This is a genomic window from Aquabacterium sp. UBA2148 (assembly GCF_002328915.1).
GTDB classification, from domain to species: Bacteria; Pseudomonadota; Gammaproteobacteria; order Burkholderiales; family Burkholderiaceae_C; genus Aquabacterium; species Aquabacterium parvum.
In genome coordinates this window covers 1-17,906 of sequence record NZ_DCXA01000270.1, presented here as the reverse complement: position 1 = coordinate 17,906, position 17,906 = coordinate 1, and the positions used below count along the sequence as shown (strand labels likewise).

The window sequence follows — 17,906 nt, the reverse complement described above, 5'->3', positions numbered from 1 at the left end:
GTGAGCTCCAGCAGCGGCTCGAAAAGGCCTTCACAAGCGGTGGCCAGGCTCTTGTCCTGCAGAAAGGTGCGTTGCGCCACGTTGACCAGCGAGAGCAGCTTCTGCTGGCGGCGTCGCAGCTCGTCGGCGGCTTTGGCTTCGGTGATGTCGATCAGCGTGCCCACCACGCGGGAGGGGCGGCCCAGGTTGTCGCGCGAGACCAGGCGGGCGCAGCTTTGCACCCAGATGTAGTGGCCTTCGCGGTGGCGGATGCGGTACTCGATTGAAAACAGCTCGTTGCGTGCAGCGAGCTCGGCATCGCTCAGGGCCAGGCGTTTGACCGCGTTCTCGATCAAGGCAGGGCGGTCAAAGGGGTGGACCAGGGCCATCCAGGCATCGCTCGAGAGTTCGAACTCCTCGTGGCGCAAACCGAGCATGCGGGCCACGCGGGGGTTGCAAAGGCGCTTCTGGGCGATCAGGTCCATGTCCCAGGCACCGATGCGTGCGGATTCCATGGCCAGGTGCAGGCGCTCGTTGGTGGACGCGATGGTGGTTTCCAGCTGCTTTTGTCGGCTGGCGTCGCTCAGGTAGCCGCGGATGCGCTGCAGCTTGCCTTGCCGGTCGTGGTCGCCCACCGTGATGAGCTGCAGCCAGCGTCCGGTCAGGTTGAGTCGAAAGCGAGTCTGGTTTTGTGCCGAGCTGCCTGAGGTCGTGGCGGGGTGCTGGTGGCTGAGCAGGGCCAGGCGAACATCCTCCGCGTCGCGAGGGTCAACGCAGGTGTGCAGCGCGGCGCCGGCCAGCAAGGCCATGGCCACGTCGGTGCCCACGACGCTCGCCAGGTTGTCTGATCGGTGCTTGATCCGGGGCTGCGTGGGGTGGTTGTCCCACGTGAGGGCGGCAAAAGGCCCATCGGCGAACAGCTCGCGCTCGCGTTCGGCGTTGATCTGAACCTGTCGCAGTCGCATGGCATCGCAGACCACTTGGGCCATGTCGGCCAGGATGGCTTGCTGGTCGGCACCAAAATCGGCGCGGGCGCGCTCGTCGAGCACACACAGCGTGCCCACCACTTCGCCGTGGACCAGCAGGGGCGAGCCGGCGTAGAAGCGCAATGGGCCGGGGGGGCGGCGCACCAGGGCGTGTTGTGCGTGCCTGGGGTCGTTGTTCAAGTCTGGACAGACCAGTGCCTGACCGGTTTGAACCACCTCGTGGCACAAGCTGCCTTGGCGGGGGGCTTCGGCCAGCGTCACGCCGACGCGGGATTTGAACCAGATCCGGTCGCGGGCAACCAGCGAGATCAGGCAGACGGGCATGCGCAGGCTGCGGGCCGTGACGGCGGTGAGCCGGTCGAGCTCGGCATCTGGCGGGGTGTCGAGCAGTTCCAGCCGCGCCAGCGCACGCAAGCGAGTGGCTTCCTGGGCAGGGCGCTCTGCCGGCTGGTCTGCCCTTTGTTCGGCCTGGTGAGAGGCGGGCACAGAGGGGTTCATGTGGCTCCTTGTGGGAGACATTGTCTCAGGCGATGAGGCCGCTCCCTGATCTCATCATCGGCAGGCCGCCCCCAAAACTGGAGGGTGAACCCACGCAGCACCGGGGCGGGCCCCCACGATAATGCGCCCTGACCCCCTCTCATCCTGCTGTGCCCCAGGAGCCAACATGTTTTTGCACGTCGACGCCTACCCCGGCGACCCCATCCTCACCCTCAACGAAGACTTCCAGAAGGACCCGCGCGCGGACAAGATCAACCTGTCCATCGGCATTTACTTCGACAACGAAGGCCGACTGCCGGTGATGCGCGCGGTGCGCGAGGCGGAGTCGTCGCTGCTGGCCAAGGTCGGCCCCAAGCCCTACCTGCCCATGACCGGTCACCCGGGCTACCGCCAGGCCGTGCAGGAGTTGCTTTTCGGCGCCGACCACGAGGCCGTCAAGAGCGGCCGCATCGCCACCATCCAGACCCTGGGCGGCTCGGGTGGCTTGAAGGTGGGCGGTGACTTCCTCAAGCGCTACTTCCCCGACTCGCAGGTGTGGGTGAGCGACCCGACGTGGGACAACCACTGCGCCATGTTCGAAGGTGCGGGTTTTCAGGTCAACACTTATCCCTATTACGATGCGGCCACCAAGGGCCTGAAGTTCGACGCCATGCTGGCCGCCATCGACGCGCTGCCGGCCCAAAGCATCGTGCTGCTGCACGCGTGCTGCCACAACCCCACCGGCGTCGACCTGAGCAACGCCCAGTGGACGCAGCTGACCGAGGTGCTCAAGAAGCGCCAGCTGCTGCCCTACCTGGACATCGCCTACCAAGGCTTTGGCGACGGCATCGAGGAAGACGCCTTCGCCCTGCGCGCCCTGGCCGATGCCGGCGTGAGCTTCTTCGTGGCGAACTCGTTCTCCAAGAGCTTCTCGCTGTACGGCGAGCGCGTGGGTGGCCTCAGCGTCGTCTGCCCCGACAAGGCGCAAGCCCAGCTGGTGCTGGGGCAGTTGATGTCAGCGGTGCGCCGCAATTACTCCAGCCCGCCGACGCACGGTGCGCAGATCGTGGCCCAGGTGCTGCAGTCGAGCGAGCTGCGCCAGCTGTGGGCCGACGAGCTGAGCGAGATGCGCCAGCGCATCAAGGTGATGCGCCAGCGGCTGTACGACGGCGTGGTCGCCAAGCTGGCCAGCCGCAAGCCGGGCCTGGATGTGCGCTACTTCATCGACCAACGCGGCATGTTCAGCTACACCGGTGTGAGCCCCGAGCAGGCCGATGCCTTGCGAGTCGAGCACGGCGTGTACGTGCTGCGCTCGGGCCGCATGTGCGCCGCCGGCCTGAACGCCAACAACGTGGACGCCGTGGCGAAGGCTTTTGCGGCCGTGCTCTGAACGCTGAGCGCGGCCTGCCTCAGCCGTCCACGCGAAAGCGTGCGACCACTCGCGCCAGCGCGTCGGCCTGGTCCTTGAGGCTGGCCGCGGCGGCGGCCGCCTGCTCGACCAGGGCGGCGTTCTGCTGGGTCATGCCTTCGAGCTGGCTGACCGAGCCGTGCACGCTGCCCACGCCCTGGCTTTGTTCCTGCGTGGCCCGGGCGATGTCGTGGATCAGGCCGGCCACCCGGTCCACGGCCTCGACGGTGGCGGCCATGGTCCGGCCCGCATCATGCACCAGCGACGCCCCCGACTCGACGTGTTCGGTCGAGGCCTGGATCAGGTCCTTGATCTCACGGGCGGCCTGGGCCGAGCGTTGCGCCAGGGTGCGCACCTCGCCAGCCACCACGGCAAAGCCTCGGCCCTGTTCACCTGCTCGGGCGGCTTCCACGGCGGCGTTGAGCGCCAGGATGTTGGTCTGGAAGGCGATGCCGTCGATCACGCCGATGATGTCCGAGATCTTGCGTGAGCTCTCGTGGATGTCGCGCATGGTGGTGACCACCTCACCCACCACGCGGCCGGCGTCGGTGACCACCTGGCTGGCGGCATCGGCCATCTGGTTGGCCTGGCGGGCGTTGTCGGCGTTCTGGCGCACGGTCTCATTGAGCTCGACCGTGGCGCTGGCCGTCTCTTGCAGGCTGCTGGCCGTGCGCTCGGTGCGCACCGACAGGTCCTGGTTGCCGGCGGCCACTTCGTTGCTGGCCACTTCGACGCTTTCGCTGACTTCGCGAACCTGTCCGATCAGGTCGGCCAGGTTGTTTCGCATGCGCTGGAGGTCGTTGATGAGGTCGGCGACTTCGTCCCCGCGCGGATCGTGGGGCACCGCCTCCAGCTTGCCATCGGCGATGGCGCCAGACACGCGGCGCGCAAAGCCCAAGCCGCCAACCAGGCGACGCATGCCGCCCCAAGCCAGCCAGGTGGCCGGCGCCAGGGCCAGGGCCAGCAAGGCCACCACCGCCGTCCAGGCGCGCTGGTGGGTGACCTGGCTGTCTTCGAACAGCGACTGGGAGGCATCAAGGTGGTGTTGCTCCAGTGCATGCAGGGCCTCGAACAAGACCTTGCCTTCGGTGCGGCCGGCTTTCAGGAACGCCGCCAGCGTGGCCTTGTCGAAGAGGCCTGCGTCCAGTGCTTTGCGCGCGGCATCGCACTGTGCCTGCCAGGCGCTCAACGCCACCGCCACCGAGGACAGGGCGGCCTGATCCGCCGGCTGGGCATCCAGTTGCTGCAAGCGCTGCCAGCTCGCCTGGATGTCCTCGGCCCGTTTGCGCATCTGCTCAAGGTGCACGTCGGTCGGGTGGTCGTGCACGTCCAGCACGGGGCTGTCGGGGGAATGCTGGAAGGTCAGCAGGACCTCGGTGCGGTTTTGCTGGATCAACTCAGCGAGCCTGGCCGCCTCGATGCTGGCACGCATGTGGTGGTCGTACACCTCCCGCAGGTCTCGGCTCAGGCTGCCCAGCCCGTGCAGGCTCAGGGCAGCCAGGATGACGAAGCCCAACCAGAAGATCGCGGTGGCAGTGCCGAGCTTGGCGGACAGGGAGAATTGTTTCGGCATGGTCGATTGCTTGATGCGGGTTGGAAGTGCTCGGCGCGTGTTTGCCAGCCATCACCGCAGGGGCCGGGGGTCGCCATGAGCTCAGCAGGGTTATCGGCCGGAATGCACGCCGCTTGAGCGAACCCCAAAGGACCCGTCCTCGGCCTGCGGCCGGCCACATCACCTGGCACCGCCCAATGGGCTACAGTTTCGGGATATGTCCGAGCCCACCACGTCCCCCTCGAGCCCGGCCGCGCCACAAGCGCCAGCCACTGGGTCGCCTGCCGCCTCCGCACCCTTGAGCGCATCGCCTGCCGCCGCATCCCCAGCCGCCTACGACCCATCCGCCAAGCAGAAGGCCCAGGCCAAGACCGCGCGCATCCCCATCAAGATCGTGCCGGCCGGTGAGGTGCTGAAAAAACCCGACTGGATCCGCGTCAAGGCGGGCTCGCCCAGCACGCGCTTCTACGAGATCAAGAACATCCTGCGCGAGCACAAGCTGCACACGGTGTGCGAAGAGGCCTCGTGCCCCAACATCGGTGAATGCTTCGGCCACGGCACGGCCACGTTCATGATCATGGGCGACAAGTGCACGCGCCGCTGCCCCTTCTGCGACGTGGGCCACGGCCGTCCCGATCCGTTGGACGTCAACGAGCCGGCCAACCTGGCCAAGACGATCGCGGCGCTCAAGCTCAAGTACGTCGTCATCACCTCGGTGGACCGCGATGACCTGCGCGACGGTGGTGCCGGCCACTTCGTGGAATGCATCAAGCAGGTTCGCGAGCAGTCGCCAGCCACGCGCATCGAGATCCTGGTGCCCGACTTCCGCGGCCGCGACGAGCGCGCTTTGGAAATCCTCAAGGCCGCGCCGCCTGACGTGATGAACCACAACCTGGAAACCGCGCCGCGCCTGTACAAGGAAGCGCGCCCGGGGTCGGACTACCAGTTCAGCCTGAACCTGCTCAAGAAGTTCAAGGCCCTGCACCCCGATGTGCCGACCAAGAGCGGCATCATGGTCGGCCTGGGTGAGACCGACGAGGAGGTTTACCAGGTGATGCGAGACATGCGCGAGCATGGCATCGACATGATCACCATCGGCCAGTACCTGGCGCCTTCGGGTCACCACCTGCCGGTGCGCCGCTACGTGCACCCGGACACCTTCAAGGCCTTCGAGGAAGAGGCCAAGCGACTGGGCTTCACGCACGCGGCGGTGGGGGCGATGGTGCGTTCGAGCTACCACGCCGATCAGCAGGCCGCGCAAGCCGGGGTGCGTGTGAATGTCTCGAACTGAGAGAGAAAATCTCGAAGTGGGCGAGAAAAATCTCGAAGAGGCGGAGAAAAACGGGCTTGGCGCGAGGGCTTGGGCGCCGGGCGTGACCGGCGTGAACCCGGGCTAGGTCTCGCGGAGCAGCGTCGGCGTGCGCCCTGATGTGGGCCAGCGTGCCCGGTAGCTGGCCACCTTGGCTGCGAACAGCTCCGGATACGGCGTGAGAGGGTTGGGTGTGAACGAGCCCGCGTACAGCCCCGAGAAGCCAAACGGTGCGTGGCATTCATGGGGACGAATGCCCACACACGTTTCCAGCACGAGAAAGCGCCGAATGCCATCTTCGCTCGACTGCAGCGGTGGGCATGGTCGCCCGAAGTACCCTGGGTACCAGAGGTGGACACGTGCCTGATTGGCCACTTCAATCGTGGCGTCAAGGTCAGCCAGCAGGGAACTTACCCGGAACTGGGCCTGCCCTTCAGCGGCCTCGCTCAGGTCGGTGGGGTCGAAATAGAACAGGTCGTAGTCTTTGATGCCTTGCTCGGGCGGGCGGCCGCGTTGCAGGTTCCAGACTGTCTGGAACAGACAGCCACCAGCCAGGCATTGGGGAGCTCCAGGTCCTGCCATCGCGACAGGACGGTGGCTTTGACCGCGTTCTGCAAGACATCCTGACGGAATTGGGCTTCGGTGTCTCAGTTCGTGGATGTGAGCCCGCCATGGTAGGGTGGGGCGCGGGCATCGGTCAGCTTTAGGCTGGAAGGAGTCATACGAGCTGAGCCATGCCCAATGACCGCTCTAGCCTCTTGCCCGATCCGGACCGGGTCTCCTGACCACACCGCGAAATCAGTTGATCAAAACTTCTTCGAGAACGCTCACTCGAGCCCGGCGACCAAGTCGATGTAGTGCTGCATCGCCTCCTCTTGAGACAGTCCCTTGCATTCCGTCCAGGCTGTCCACTTCGTGCGAGCCATCATGTCGTCGAACCCGGGTTTTGGGGTGGCGTTATCTCCTGTCGTGCCTTGCTTGTACAGACCGTATAACTTGAGCAGCATGGCGCTGTCGGGTCGGCTCTTCAGCGCTTTTGAACGCTCAATGGCGACGGTGAATTCTTCGATCACGGTAGGCACAGGTCGTCTCCCGGGTCAGGCGAATTGGTTGAACAGTTCTTCTTCGTTTTTCATGGCCGCTATGAAGGCAGGCCGCTCCAGCAGGCGGACCCAGTAGGCGAGCAAGTCGCCCTTCGGCTCCCACAGCCCGCCGCGCAGGGTGAGCATCAGCGCCCAGCCGAAGTAGGCGTCAGCGACCGAGAAGGCCTTGCCGGCCAGATAAGGGGTGTGGGAAAGATGCTTGGAAACGAAGGCGAGCTTCGTTCCCAAATTGACCTTCGCCCACGCCTGTACTTCTGCCGGCACGCCTTTCGTGAATATCGGGTAAAGGCAGTGCTTGTGTAATTCCGAAGCCACGAAGCTCAGCCATTCAAGGGTGGCCTGCCCGTTCGGGCTTGATCGCGCCGGAAGGTGACCGAACTCGGGAGCCATCTCGGCGAGCACCTGCAACACAACGCTGTTTTCGGTGAGGATGCGCCCATCGTCGAAACGCAGCACCGGGACCTGGCTCTTGGTCGAGATGGCCTCAAACGCCAGGCCATCGCTTGTCTGCTTTCGCAACAGCGATACAGGCTGCATCTTGATGGGTAACGAGGCCTCGAGAATGATCACGTGCCCCGCGAAAGAGCACGCCATAGGCGAGAAGAAGTAGTCCATGGGGTTCCCGCAGAGTGATTGCCCGGCTCAGGCCGGCGCGGTCAGGCTGCGAATGCGCTCTGCGCCTTCGGCTTCGAATTGCTTGACGATGGACTTGGCAAAGTCCGATGCGCTGTCGGGCGTTCCGTTGCCAAAGGGAGGGTCGGGGTAATACTCGATTCCGAGTTGCAGCGTCTTGGCCAACTCCTCGCCGGCCAGCAGACCGGCCAGAAACAGTCCTGCGTCGATGCTGGCCGAGACGCCGGCACCGGTGATGAGCTGGCCATCGCGGATGAACCGGTTTGTGCTGACATTCGCACCATAGTCGGCAACCCTGTCGCGCACCGCCCAGTTCGTGGTGACCTGCTTGCCATACAAGAGCCCAGCCTCGCCGAGCAGCTCAACGCCGTTGCAGATACCCACCGTCCATTGGGCACTGACGGCCAGTCGCCGGATGGTGTCGAGTACATCCTGGTCGTTCAAAGCAGGAGTGACACCCGGGCCACCAGGTACGTACAGGATGTCGGTGCTGTCGATGTCGGTGAAGCTTCTGTACGCTGTCAACGCCAGGCGTCTTGTATCGGCCCAAACGGGGCCGCATTGCAAAGCTGCGAATTCTGTTTCTACCCCAGGTATGTTGGCCAAGACTTCGTAGCCGCCAACAATGTCCAGCGCGGTGAATCCATCAAAAAGAACAATCGTCAATCGCATGACAAAGCCTCTGGTCAGTGGTTGAGTGAGGCCTTATCTTGTGCGTTCCCAGCGTGATCAGCCAGTGTCGTTTCAGACTATATTTTGTGCATTTAAGACATTTGGACGAATAAATGATCAAGGAGATCGCCATCCTCGTCTACCCGGGCTGCATGGGCATGGAAGTGTTTGCCTTGACGGACCTGGTGCTCATGGCCAATCACCTGGCCAAGAACATGCACCCGGGAAAATTCTCTGCGCTGCGGGTCAAGCTCGTCACACTCCGGCCAAACCCTGTGGCCATCGCAGGCGGGTTCAAGGTGGCGGCGCAGCGCCTGCGGGGCAAGCCGGATCTGATCGTGGTTCCCGGCTTGGAGGTCTCCCGGTTCGGTGAGTGGGACGAGCGCTTTGCTCGGCTAGGCCAGGAACTGAAGGCGATTCGCCGCTTCCATGGGCAAGGCACAGAGCTGGCCTCGGTCTGCATCGGCAGCTTCGTCCTGGCGGAGGCGGGCGTACTCCAGGGCCGGCGCGCCGCCACCGCTTGGCCTTTTGTGAGTGAGTTCCAAGACAGGTATCCCGACGTACAGATTGAGAAGGATGCTGTGATCCTGTCAGACGGTGGAATCACCACTACCGGGGCTGTGAGCAGCGTGATGGATCTGGGCCTGCACCTGATCCGTGAGAGCATGGGCTCCGCTGTGGCTCGCGCGGTGAGCAAGCTGGCGCTGATCGATGGGGGGCGCGTCAGTCAGCGGGCCTACATTGACACGGCGTTGATTCCACAGAACCGCGCGCCGTTTTCAAAGCAGGTCAATCGGTGGCTGGCGCAACGCCTCAGTGAAACGTACAACCTCTGCGCTCTGGCCGACGCCTTCAACGTCACTTCACGTACGGTACTTCGGCGTTACCGCCAGGAAACCTGCATGACACCTCTTCAGTGGCTGCAGAAGGCCCGGATCGAAAAGGCCAAGCACTTGCTGGAACTCAGCTCCATGTCCGTCGCTGAAGTCGTGGTTGCCGTTGGATACCACGACCTGGCGACATTCTCCAGGTTGTTTGCGCGCGAGACGGGTCAAACGCCGGGGCACTACAAACGGTGGTTCCAGGGAAAGCGGGTTGCGACGTTTCCCCGTGGGTGAGGTATCGACGCGTCGGCGTTTGAGCAGGTTGACGTGTCTCAACTCGAAGTTGACAAACTGAACAGCCGCTTCGTGGGAACAGGGTAAGCCTACCTGGCCTCGCCCTACGGCAGCAACCGCTGCAATCCCGACATATACGTTGTCGATGTACGTGCGTCTACACCAAGCGGATCCCCTGTTGTTCGAGTGGTCCTGCATGCACTGGCGCTGCATGGCAGAAGACACAAGAATCCGCCTCATGTCTAAGCCTGCGCATGCCGCTCAGCGGCTTGTATGGCATCTGACGGTACCGCCATCCTCAGGCTTTCACGGAACTGCTCAGCCGGGGCCTCGTGCACCACCTCGACCACCGCGTCGTAGTTGGCTCTGATCACAGCCTCGATCTCCCGAATGTCCGCACGGAAGAACTCCTTGCGTCCATTGACCTTGTTCAGGCGACCTGTCGAGAACCTCTCGTGCAGCTTGGCCTCCAACGATGGCGCGTTCTCAGAGAAGACCATTGCGTGGACGTCGAACCAGAAAGGCACCGACGCATCGCCCAGTTCGTCCACTCGTTCCATCGGGTCCAGGCGCCGGGTCATCCCGATTTTGTAGATGCCTTCACCAAAGGCGCCGACGTTCGAGATCACGTAGACATAGCCAGCCTTTGCGTTCTGCTCTCGGTAGTCGATGAGCTTTTCCTCGCTGTCGAGCGCTGTCTTGCGCGCTTCGATTTCGGCGATTTTCTGGGTCAAGGCAGCCCGATCTTCGTCGCTTGATGACTTGTCAAGGCGAGCCTGAAGGTCTTTGAGTGCCGCTCCGAAATGCTTGCGATCTTTGCCAATGCGCTCACGCGCCGCGCGGATTTCTTGCTCCAGCTTCTGCTGCTCACGCAACTCTTCTCGCGCGCGTTTGGCCTCTTCCTTTTCTTCCTGCTTTTTCCGCTGGAACTCATGAGCCAGGTGCAGCTCGTCCAGCTTGAGCTTCAAGTACTCGGGCGCGATTTGCGCGGACATCACGCGCCCCAGCTTGTTGCATGCCTCGAACGACTTCTGAATGCGCTTTTCGTTCAACTCGACGTTGTCAAACTTGACGTTGTCCACACACTGGTCGCACTCGTTGTTGAACGACCTGATGAGGAGCTTCAACATGTCGTTGACCATCTTCCGGCCTTCGGCTGCCTTGCCGTTCACAGTCCAAGTGGTGCTGCCCGTTGCCGCCTGACCTGTTTTGATCAGTGCTTTCTGCCTGTCTCGGATTCTGTCCAACTCAGCTTTGTAGTGCTGGCTGGTGGTGAAGGAAAACTTGGGCGTGTACAGCGCAAAGCTTTCAAGCAGAACGGCTTCTTCAAGCACCAGGACTTCACTGCGCAGGCCTTTGATCTGCGCATTGAGCTCTTCCTGACGATGTTTGGCTGCAGCGATTTCCGTGTTGACAGATGTCAGTTGCGCATTTGCTTGTTCGACGAGTTCTCGCACCGCTAGCAAGTCGAGCGCTCCACATTGGCGAGCTTGCTCTTGCAGCGCTGCATGCTTGGCCTGCAACCTGGCCAGTTCTTCGTCAAGTTGCGTGGCGCGGGCCTTGTGCTTGGGGCCGTTGAGGTAGTCGCGGATCGGCAAGTTTGTTCCCCCTGTTTGTTTGCACGATGCTACCGCGAGCTTGACCGCGAAGGGCCCATGATTCGATGGGGGGGAGGCCGCCTGGGAGGCAATGAACGAGTCGACCACCCTCCAGCCATTGCATTCTCGATGAGCGCGATGCGCGATCAGACACCTCGTGCCATGGCCTAGTGGTCCAACAAGCACCCACTGATGCTGTCAGGCGTTCGCCCCGCTTGCCAGCGACCATCGACCAAAGTCATCACAGCATGACAAGTCGCCTTGCCATCGCTTTGCTCCATCGCCTTGGCGATGGACGGCAACGCGCGCTGCACCGCTGCCGACTTGGCAAACTCCGCGACCTCTGCCAACTCATACGTGTAGGCGACCTTCACAGCGTCACGCAAGTTGACCTTGCCAACCGGCTCAATCTGCTTGATCGCCGTCACGCGTCGCTTGGCGAAGCACAGCCGACCTTGCTGGTGGTTCTTGCCATCAACGCCCACCACGTCGCCATTGGGCTTGAAGAACGGCTTGGCCGCCTCACTCAGCGAATACCGGTCCACCTCGATCATGAAGGATCCGCCAAGGTACTTGCGCACCTCCCGCTTCACCGTCGTCTTCTCCAGCAACCCCGCTTCAAGCAGGATCGGGCCACGTCCTGGCGCCATGGTCGGGTACTTCGCCGCAGTCGCCCGTTCGCTCTCTGGCACCTCCAGCGGCAAAGGAAAGCGCGTGGCGCAAACATCCGGGGCCCTGGTGAAAGCATCCAGCAAGTTGGCTTCGGTGGGCTCCGCCTCGTTGCGCGTGCAGCCGGTCAAATGCGTCGCGACCATGGCAATGGCCAATACAGCCAGTCTGTTGCTCGCTTGGTTCATGACCGCCCCACTCACAGGACCTTGTTCACGAGCATCCTGATCAGGATGCCCGCGTAGGCCAGCGGCCAAAAGAAGAAGGCAGACAGCTTGGCCTTCACCACGTTGTTCAAGGTGGCATGCTGGGGGTGCCACTGAACCAGGTCTCGCAGGACCCACCGGTTCAGCACAAAGCCCGCTGCGAGGTGGTACGCGATCAAGGCCCCATTGGGGAACCACGTGGTGCTCATCGCCAGCTTGAGCATGCCCAGCCAGACGACTAACAGGCCTGCATAAAACAACGCCGCCGACTGCAGCGTCATCGCCGGGCGCTCCTGGAGCCCTTCCTGGTCACTCATTTCAACCTCCCGTTGTGGCACAGCGGGGCGTTGCACAACCCCGAATGTGCGAATTAGTGTGTGTACGAATGAGTGTACAACTTGGAGAGTCGCGCTGTGCGGCACTCTCCTCAACAGGCTTTCGGTCAAAGGATCAGGGAACTGCGTCAAGCCAAAGGCATGACGCAGGAGGACTTGGCCGACCGCTGCGGCCTGTTTCGCACGTACATGAGCCGGATCGAAACCGGCAAGGCCAACCCGACGCTGACCATGATTCACGCGCTGGCAGACAGCGTTGGCGTGCCTGTTCAGGCGCTGTTCGACGCCCCAGGCAAGTGACCTGCCGCCGCGTCAGCGCTTGATCAGCGCATCGCAGACCTGCGATGCCGTGTATTCGGCGTATGCGTTGGCGTCCTGGGGCGCAGATGGTGAGGACGCAGCCGACTCAGCCGCAAGGCCCCGAGTCCACGTGATGACCTGGGATGCCGGCAAGCTGTAGCCGCCAGGCTTGCTGTCGCCGGTGGCGTTTTCTGTTCTTCGACGGCACTCCACCCACCAGCGGTCACCCAAGCGTGAAGACACTTGCGCGTGCGTGACCATGCAGCGCGTGGGCGATGCCTCCTTGGGCGCCACGACACGGGCCAAGACGCCGCAGAACGAACCTTCGATGTGAATGGTCGTGTTGTCCAACCTCATGGAGCTGGCGCTCATGACCATGCGGGTGAGGCCGGAGGTGGCGCCGACCAGCAGCGCCAAAAGGGCGATGGACGATGCAGCCGTGAATGCCGTGGCGACATGCTTGACTGTGTCCGTCGCTTTTGGGCTCAGTGAAATCGCCCAAGCCAACGAGTTTCCGATGCACACGATCACCAGAGAGCCGAATACAGCAGCGATTTGCGCTTGATCGCTGGCTTTTTCAAGAACGCTGGCGTTTTCCAGGATTTTTATGATCGGAAGAGCTGCGGGGAGTGATGCAGCAGACAGAGCAAGGAAAAGGGCGGTTCGTTTGCCTGCTCGCGCCCTGTTCCCCTTGTTATTCAACAGCCGGGGTGAGTCTGATGACCCCTTTGGGAAAACGAATGCATACCAGGCGAGCGCGAAAAATGCTATCCCGGCGGCAAGCAGAATGTAAAAGACTTCACCGAGAAATGGCTTGAAGGCACAAAGCCAGAATATCAAACCCGGAGCAATGATGGTTCCTGCGCTGAAAAGCAGCACCTTTTGCAAGGACGGGGCGGGGGAGGTGGCTGTGCCGTTCTCCTGGAGCAGGCCGCCTACGAGGTCGTCCCGATTCTTGGCTTCCACCCACTGATTCAGCACGAAGGATGGCATGCCCCATAGCACCGTGAAGCTGAACGCCAACAAGACTGCGATGTAGGCAATGAACACCGCAATCGCCCCTACACCCGCCAAGTTGTCGATCGGGGCGTAGCCAGTCATCAAGAAATATGAAAAAACCAGCCAGGCACCGAACAGGCCTGTGATTTTTGTTGCCCGCTGAAACCACTTCGAAATAATATCCCAAGGCGGGATCTTGCTTTTGTTTGAGTGGGCTTGAACTTCCTCTGAATTGTTGGATATTGATTCCGAGGAGGGCTCATTCATGTTTTTCGACGATTCACTCATTCAATATCACCTGAAAAATAAAATCCAGCAATCAAGTGCTGCGGGGAAATGCCATTTAGAGCAGCAAATGGTCATCTGCGATGGCGCATGTCGTGCCGACATGGCCTTGTTCACAGGCGACGAAACACACGGGTTCGCAATCAAAAGCGATCGCGATTCGCTGGCCCATCTGAATCGGCAGATCGAGCACCACGGGCGGTTTTTTGACCGGCTCACGATCGTCACAGGGCACCATTGGGGTGAGGTCAGTGCGCGCACTCCGCCTTGGGTGGGTGTGCTGATGGCCACGCAAGACGAGAACGGAGAGTTCTGCTGGGTTCGAGCGCGTGCCGGCGGCCGCAGCCCTCACACGGACCCTCGTCTGGCGGCGCAGGTCCTGTGGAGAAGCTACCTGCAGGAGCGCTTGACCGCGCTCCAAGGGCAACCCCCTCCGGCCTCGTGGTGCCGCGCCAGGCTTGCCGATCACCTGATCACGCTGTGCGGTGCCGACGGGGCGCGGCGCGAGGTCCTGAAGTTCCTGCATTGGAGGCGAACGGCGCCCCCGATCTCCCTGACGGGGTGGGACGTTCGCTGACCTCGTGTGCGTCACAGAAAGTGACGGTTCAAGGTGGCGGTGAGGACAGGCGAGGAGGCGGCCTGATCAGGGCCGGAGCTGGAGGAGCTCATGCCGCTGCCCACCGCCACCGTTTGAGCGCCCAGGAGCAGCTGCTTACGCAGGTCCGCCGGCACCCGCTCAAGCAGCTGCTGAAGCTCGTCATCGTCTCTGACGATGAGGTCGGCGTACACCAGTGCAGACGTGGGGCTGCAATCAGGGATGATGACCGTGGCGAAGAGGTGGCGGCACTCCACAGAAATCACGCACGCCCGCAAGATCTTCTTCGCGCCGAGTTTGCGTGGAGGCATGGGAACCGTCCACCCATCAACCGCGTCGATGGTGACGACTTGGGTGTTCAGGTGCGTCAGCTGCTTCAGCTCCTGAAGATACGGGCTCAGAAAGGGCGGGGGCGGGTGAAAGTAGCTGACGGTCCTTGACTCAGCCAGCGTCAGCCCGCGAACCCTGGCTGCGCTGCCTTGATCTGCCAGGGTGAATGCGTCGTTGGCCTCTTTGGTTTTGGCCTTGCGAAAGGTGGGTGGAACCAGAGGGGTCTCTTTCCACGCGTACACCGTCTTGTGCTCCAGGTCCTTGAACTTTCGGCGAGCTTGGATGAACGCAGTGGCAGGTGACAGGTTGAGGGACGCGTCGCGTTCATGAAGCTCGGGCGCTCTGGGGCCTTGCGACGTGCGAAGCACTTGCTCAGAGGTGGTCGGGGTCGTCGCGTGAGACTGCAATGCAGACTTGCGTGGGGCTTCCCGCTGACTGGTGCGTGAACCGGTGGCGAGCAAGCGGTACCGCAATGTCTGGAAAGGGAAGGGCGCCGTGCAGCTGTGTATCTCGTGGACCACGAATGTTCTGTTGGCGTGCCCTTCGCGGCTGACCCAGACACCTTGTACTTCCAGCGTGGTCGAGCCCTCAAATGGGAAGGTTGATCTGAAGTAGGCCGTTTCGTTGCGAACCGATGCCTCCAGGCAGCTTTGGCGAACCAAGTTGGCTGCGGCCCAGGCGGGCTTGTTCAGCAGGATGCGTGCAATGTCCTCGGCGCTTGGGCCCGGCATGGCGGCTCCGAGGCGCAGAAAAACGGCGCGTCCGTCGGGTGATTTGCTCCAACCCATTCCAAGGTCTGTCCGTTTGAGGTCAGGGCGGAACAGCTTGGCGAGCAGGGCAGAAGAGGAGCCGAAGTAGAACCTGAGCAGCACTGGGCACGGGATCACCAGGTGCCTGCCATCCGCCATGGTCACTTCCGCGCAGTAGGAGTGCGTGTGCTGCATGTGCCAGGGATGCTCGTCAGCGGGCAGCAGGAAATTGCCTGGGCTGAGGCTGGTGCCTGTTTTCACCAAGCGCACGGTCTTGGGCGAGATGGGCACGTTTTCAAACGTGACCCGCTCTCGCTGGTTGCGACAAACCAGGAAGCCATTCGACCAGATGTCGCCGAGGCCGAGGATCATCATCGTTCGCACGGTCACGTGAACGTGCTTGATCAATCGGCGTGGTTGTGGGTGCAGCGACTCATGCGCTTCGTCGATCCGGGAGAGTTGAACCCGAATCGACGGTGACGTGTTCAGGCCCCCTCGGTCGGGGAAGGAGACCGGGCCAAACCAGTCTAGGTGCCATCGTGCACTGCCTTTTGGAAAGACAGACACGTTCAGGGGCAGCTCGCGCTTCCCGAAGGTCGTCAATGACATGAGAACTCACCTGTTTTGTATGGGGCTCGGTGAGGCGCGCAATTCATGCGGCGCCTCCCGGCTGGCTGTCATGCTAGAGCAAAACGAAGTGCCTGCTGACACTGGAACAAGATCGTGCGCATGACGCTTTTGCTCCAACTTGAGGAGGACTTGGGCTCATCTGCAGGGGGCTGCTCGGGTTGCGCCACCGCGATGGCTCGCCATCACCGCGGGGTGAACTGCTTTGTCCACACCGATGGCAGTTGCCCCACCTTGCGCTCGAACACGCGCGAAAATGCACTGGTGCTGCCATAGCCCACATCCATGGCCACATGTTTGATCGGACGCCCAGATCTGAGCAGGCCCTGGGCCACCGACATCCGCCACGAGGCCAGGTAGTCGGAAGGCGTTTGCCCGAGGACCTCTCGAAAGTGATGCGCAAAACGCGCACGCGACATGCCGGCTAGTTTGGCCATGGTTTCCAGCGGCCAAACTCGCTCGGGGTGATCATGCAAAGCCAGAAGAGCCTTCGACAGTCTGGGATCTGAGAGGCCAGCCAGCGCTCCGCCCTGTGTGATGCCCTGGTCCATGCAGTGGCGCAGCAGGCGAATCAGCAGCAACTCGCACAGGCGGTCAAGGGCCGCCTGACGACCACAGTTTGGTGTGAAAGCTTCTTCGTCCAGCAGGCTCAACAAGGCCTCCGCTCCGGGAAGATCTTGGAGCGGTACGCACACCACCCCAGGCAGGGAGTCTGTAATGGGGTTGCGTCCACCTGCGCCAAACAAGATGTTGGCACACACCACATCGGCACCCTCGTGTTCGTCGGTGATCAAGCGGTGTGCGTCTGGCCTGGGCATGAACACCAAGGTGGGCTGATCAATCAGCCGCGCGGACTCTGGCACCTCGGTCAATCGCACCGGACCGCGGCGAATCAGGTGAACGTGGCCGTGTGTGGGGTCCCGATCGAACGCGTGAACCCCGCACAAGTGCCCAGCGTAGAAGACGCCTGCACTGAGGGAGAAGCGCTGCAGCAGCGAGGAGAGGTGGTCCATGACGAGACGAATGATCGGCAAACCGAGATTCTGAGTCACCCAGCGCCTCGGCTGTTCCTCCACAGTGGAGCTGTCTGCCTTATGCAGCCGCCTGTATCCACAGGCACCCAACTCCTCCCTCCGAGCACACCACCACTCAGTCAGCGCACCATGTCACACCAGCCCTACATCCAAGTTCTCTCGTCGGTCAACGCAGCCTTGGCCAACGAGACTCAAAAGCCGCTGTTGGAGCAGGCCCTCAAGCAAGTGGGTTTCATCCCCAACATGTATGCCAACATGGTGAATGTGCCTGCCGTTCTTAGCACCTACCTGCACGGCTATGGCCTGTTTCGCAAAGAGTCTGGTCTAGCGCCCGCCGAGCAGGAAGTGGCTTTCCTCGCGATCAGCATGGCCAACGGATGTGACTACTGTGCGGCAGCACACAGCATGATCGCCGACAAGGTGTCGAATGTGCCTGCGGCCGTGTTGCAGGCGATCCGCTCGCGCCAGCCCATTGCCGACAGCCGCCTGAGCGCCCTGCATGCGCTGGCCACCGAGTTGGTGAACACTCAGGGCCGTCCCTCGCCTGAAACTGTTCAGGCTTTCTTGCGCGCAGGCTTCCAGGAGCAGCACATCTTGTGGCTGATCCTGGCCGTGGCGGTCAAGACGCTCAGCAACTTCTCTAACCACGCGTTTGGGACCGTGCTGGATGACCGGTTCGCGGCGCATGCGTTGAACCGTTAACCATCCACAAGCTTGGGCCCCTTCTCAGCGAGCGGGGTACAGATGCGGATTCATCTCGCGAGGGGTCATGCCGTTTTCCAGCAAGGGCGTATCACCCACGCGGATCGCTTTGGCCAATTCTGATTGCACCTCCGCTCGCGTTTTGCCCGCAGGTGTGGCGCGAGCCGGGTAGGCCGAGGGATTCACCTCCCTCGGCGTTTGGCCATTCTCAAATACGGGGTAGTCACCCATGCGCTTGGC

Annotated in this window: 19 protein-coding genes; 6 read left to right on the top strand and 13 right to left on the bottom strand. The window is 62.3% G+C overall.

Annotation, left to right across the window (positions count from 1 at the left end):
- A partial coding sequence (locus B2W70_RS15015; RefSeq protein ID WP_286746883.1) for a PAS domain-containing protein occupies positions 1-1,463 on the bottom strand: 1,463 nt, incomplete at its 3' end.
- 166 nt (positions 1,464-1,629) lie between these two features.
- Between B2W70_RS15015 and B2W70_RS15010 the strand changes: the two genes are divergently transcribed.
- Positions 1,630-2,832, top strand: coding sequence for an aromatic amino acid transaminase (locus tag B2W70_RS15010; protein WP_286746881.1), 1,203 nt, complete (start codon positions 1,630-1,632; stop codon positions 2,830-2,832).
- A 19-nt stretch (positions 2,833-2,851) separates the two neighbouring features.
- Here the strand turns inward: B2W70_RS15010 and B2W70_RS15005 are convergent, their stop codons facing one another.
- Positions 2,852-4,423: a methyl-accepting chemotaxis protein gene (locus B2W70_RS15005; RefSeq protein WP_286746879.1), complete on the bottom strand. Its 1,572-nt coding sequence runs from the start codon at positions 4,421-4,423 to the stop codon at positions 2,852-2,854.
- Positions 4,424-4,700: 277 nt separating this feature from the next.
- Here B2W70_RS15005 and lipA point away from each other — a divergent pair, with 277 nt between their 5' ends.
- A complete protein-coding gene (gene lipA / locus B2W70_RS15000; RefSeq protein WP_286746877.1) occupies positions 4,701-5,693 on the top strand; it encodes a lipoyl synthase in 993 nt (330 codons plus the stop codon).
- A 102-nt stretch (positions 5,694-5,795) separates the two neighbouring features.
- On the opposite strand, the gene B2W70_RS14995 is transcribed toward lipA, so the two are convergent.
- The 4 genes from B2W70_RS14995 to B2W70_RS14980 all read right to left on the bottom strand — a co-directional run bounded on the left by B2W70_RS14995 (position 5,796) and on the right by B2W70_RS14980 (position 8,119).
- The gene (locus tag B2W70_RS14995) at positions 5,796-6,293 is read right to left on the bottom strand and encodes a nucleotidyltransferase family protein (protein WP_286746875.1); all 498 of its coding nucleotides are present in this window, start codon (positions 6,291-6,293) and stop codon (positions 5,796-5,798) included.
- A gap of 245 nt (positions 6,294-6,538) precedes the next feature.
- Complete coding sequence (locus B2W70_RS14990) at positions 6,539-6,784, bottom strand: acyl-CoA-binding protein (RefSeq protein WP_286746873.1); 246 nt, start codon at positions 6,782-6,784, stop codon at positions 6,539-6,541.
- 24 nt (positions 6,785-6,808) lie between these two features.
- On the bottom strand, positions 6,809-7,429 hold the full coding sequence (locus tag B2W70_RS14985) for a hypothetical protein (RefSeq protein WP_286746871.1): 621 nt from the start codon (positions 7,427-7,429) through the stop codon (positions 6,809-6,811).
- A gap of 27 nt (positions 7,430-7,456) precedes the next feature.
- A complete protein-coding gene (locus tag B2W70_RS14980) occupies positions 7,457-8,119 on the bottom strand; it encodes a DJ-1/PfpI family protein (protein ID WP_286746869.1) in 663 nt (220 codons plus the stop codon).
- A gap of 113 nt (positions 8,120-8,232) precedes the next feature.
- Between B2W70_RS14980 and B2W70_RS14975 the strand changes: the two genes are divergently transcribed.
- Positions 8,233-9,237: a GlxA family transcriptional regulator gene (locus B2W70_RS14975; RefSeq protein WP_286746867.1), complete on the top strand. Its 1,005-nt coding sequence runs from the start codon at positions 8,233-8,235 to the stop codon at positions 9,235-9,237.
- A 242-nt stretch (positions 9,238-9,479) separates the two neighbouring features.
- On the opposite strand, the gene B2W70_RS14970 is transcribed toward B2W70_RS14975, so the two are convergent.
- The 3 genes from B2W70_RS14970 to B2W70_RS14960 all read right to left on the bottom strand — a co-directional run bounded on the left by B2W70_RS14970 (position 9,480) and on the right by B2W70_RS14960 (position 12,027).
- Positions 9,480-10,835 carry a DUF4041 domain-containing protein gene (locus B2W70_RS14970; RefSeq protein ID WP_286746865.1) on the bottom strand — a complete coding sequence of 452 codons (1,356 nt, stop codon included), beginning with the start codon at positions 10,833-10,835 and terminating at the stop codon, positions 9,480-9,482.
- A 167-nt stretch (positions 10,836-11,002) separates the two neighbouring features.
- On the bottom strand, positions 11,003-11,692 hold the full coding sequence (locus B2W70_RS14965) for a hypothetical protein (protein ID WP_286746863.1): 690 nt from the start codon (positions 11,690-11,692) through the stop codon (positions 11,003-11,005).
- 11 nt (positions 11,693-11,703) lie between these two features.
- The gene (locus tag B2W70_RS14960; RefSeq protein ID WP_286746861.1) at positions 11,704-12,027 is read right to left on the bottom strand and encodes a hypothetical protein; all 324 of its coding nucleotides are present in this window, start codon (positions 12,025-12,027) and stop codon (positions 11,704-11,706) included.
- 72 nt (positions 12,028-12,099) lie between these two features.
- Here B2W70_RS14960 and B2W70_RS14955 point away from each other — a divergent pair, with 72 nt between their 5' ends.
- Positions 12,100-12,345 (top strand): helix-turn-helix domain-containing protein, encoded by a 246-nt coding sequence (locus B2W70_RS14955; RefSeq protein ID WP_349677464.1) that lies wholly within the window; start codon positions 12,100-12,102, stop codon positions 12,343-12,345.
- Positions 12,346-12,357: 12 nt separating this feature from the next.
- On the opposite strand, the gene B2W70_RS14950 is transcribed toward B2W70_RS14955, so the two are convergent.
- Positions 12,358-13,632 carry a hypothetical protein gene (locus tag B2W70_RS14950; RefSeq protein ID WP_286746857.1) on the bottom strand — a complete coding sequence of 425 codons (1,275 nt, stop codon included), beginning with the start codon at positions 13,630-13,632 and terminating at the stop codon, positions 12,358-12,360.
- Here B2W70_RS14950 and B2W70_RS14945 point away from each other — a divergent pair.
- Complete coding sequence (locus B2W70_RS14945; protein WP_286746856.1) at positions 13,610-14,206, top strand: sce7726 family protein; 597 nt, start codon at positions 13,610-13,612, stop codon at positions 14,204-14,206. The genes B2W70_RS14950 and B2W70_RS14945 overlap by 23 nt on opposite strands.
- Before the next feature lie 11 nt (positions 14,207-14,217).
- On the opposite strand, the gene B2W70_RS14940 is transcribed toward B2W70_RS14945, so the two are convergent.
- Both B2W70_RS14940 and B2W70_RS14935 read right to left on the bottom strand, forming a co-directional pair.
- A complete protein-coding gene (locus B2W70_RS14940) occupies positions 14,218-15,912 on the bottom strand; it encodes a hypothetical protein (RefSeq protein WP_286746854.1) in 1,695 nt (564 codons plus the stop codon).
- Between the two features lie 203 nt (positions 15,913-16,115).
- On the bottom strand, positions 16,116-16,982 hold the full coding sequence (locus tag B2W70_RS14935; protein WP_286746852.1) for an AraC family transcriptional regulator: 867 nt from the start codon (positions 16,980-16,982) through the stop codon (positions 16,116-16,118).
- A gap of 111 nt (positions 16,983-17,093) precedes the next feature.
- On the opposite strand from B2W70_RS14935, the gene B2W70_RS14930 reads away from it, so the two are divergent.
- Positions 17,094-17,666 carry a carboxymuconolactone decarboxylase family protein gene (locus B2W70_RS14930; RefSeq protein WP_286746850.1) on the top strand — a complete coding sequence of 191 codons (573 nt, stop codon included), beginning with the start codon at positions 17,094-17,096 and terminating at the stop codon, positions 17,664-17,666.
- A gap of 24 nt (positions 17,667-17,690) precedes the next feature.
- On the opposite strand, the gene B2W70_RS14925 is transcribed toward B2W70_RS14930, so the two are convergent.
- A partial coding sequence (locus B2W70_RS14925) for a DUF4148 domain-containing protein (RefSeq protein ID WP_286746849.1) occupies positions 17,691-17,906 on the bottom strand: 216 nt, incomplete at its 5' end.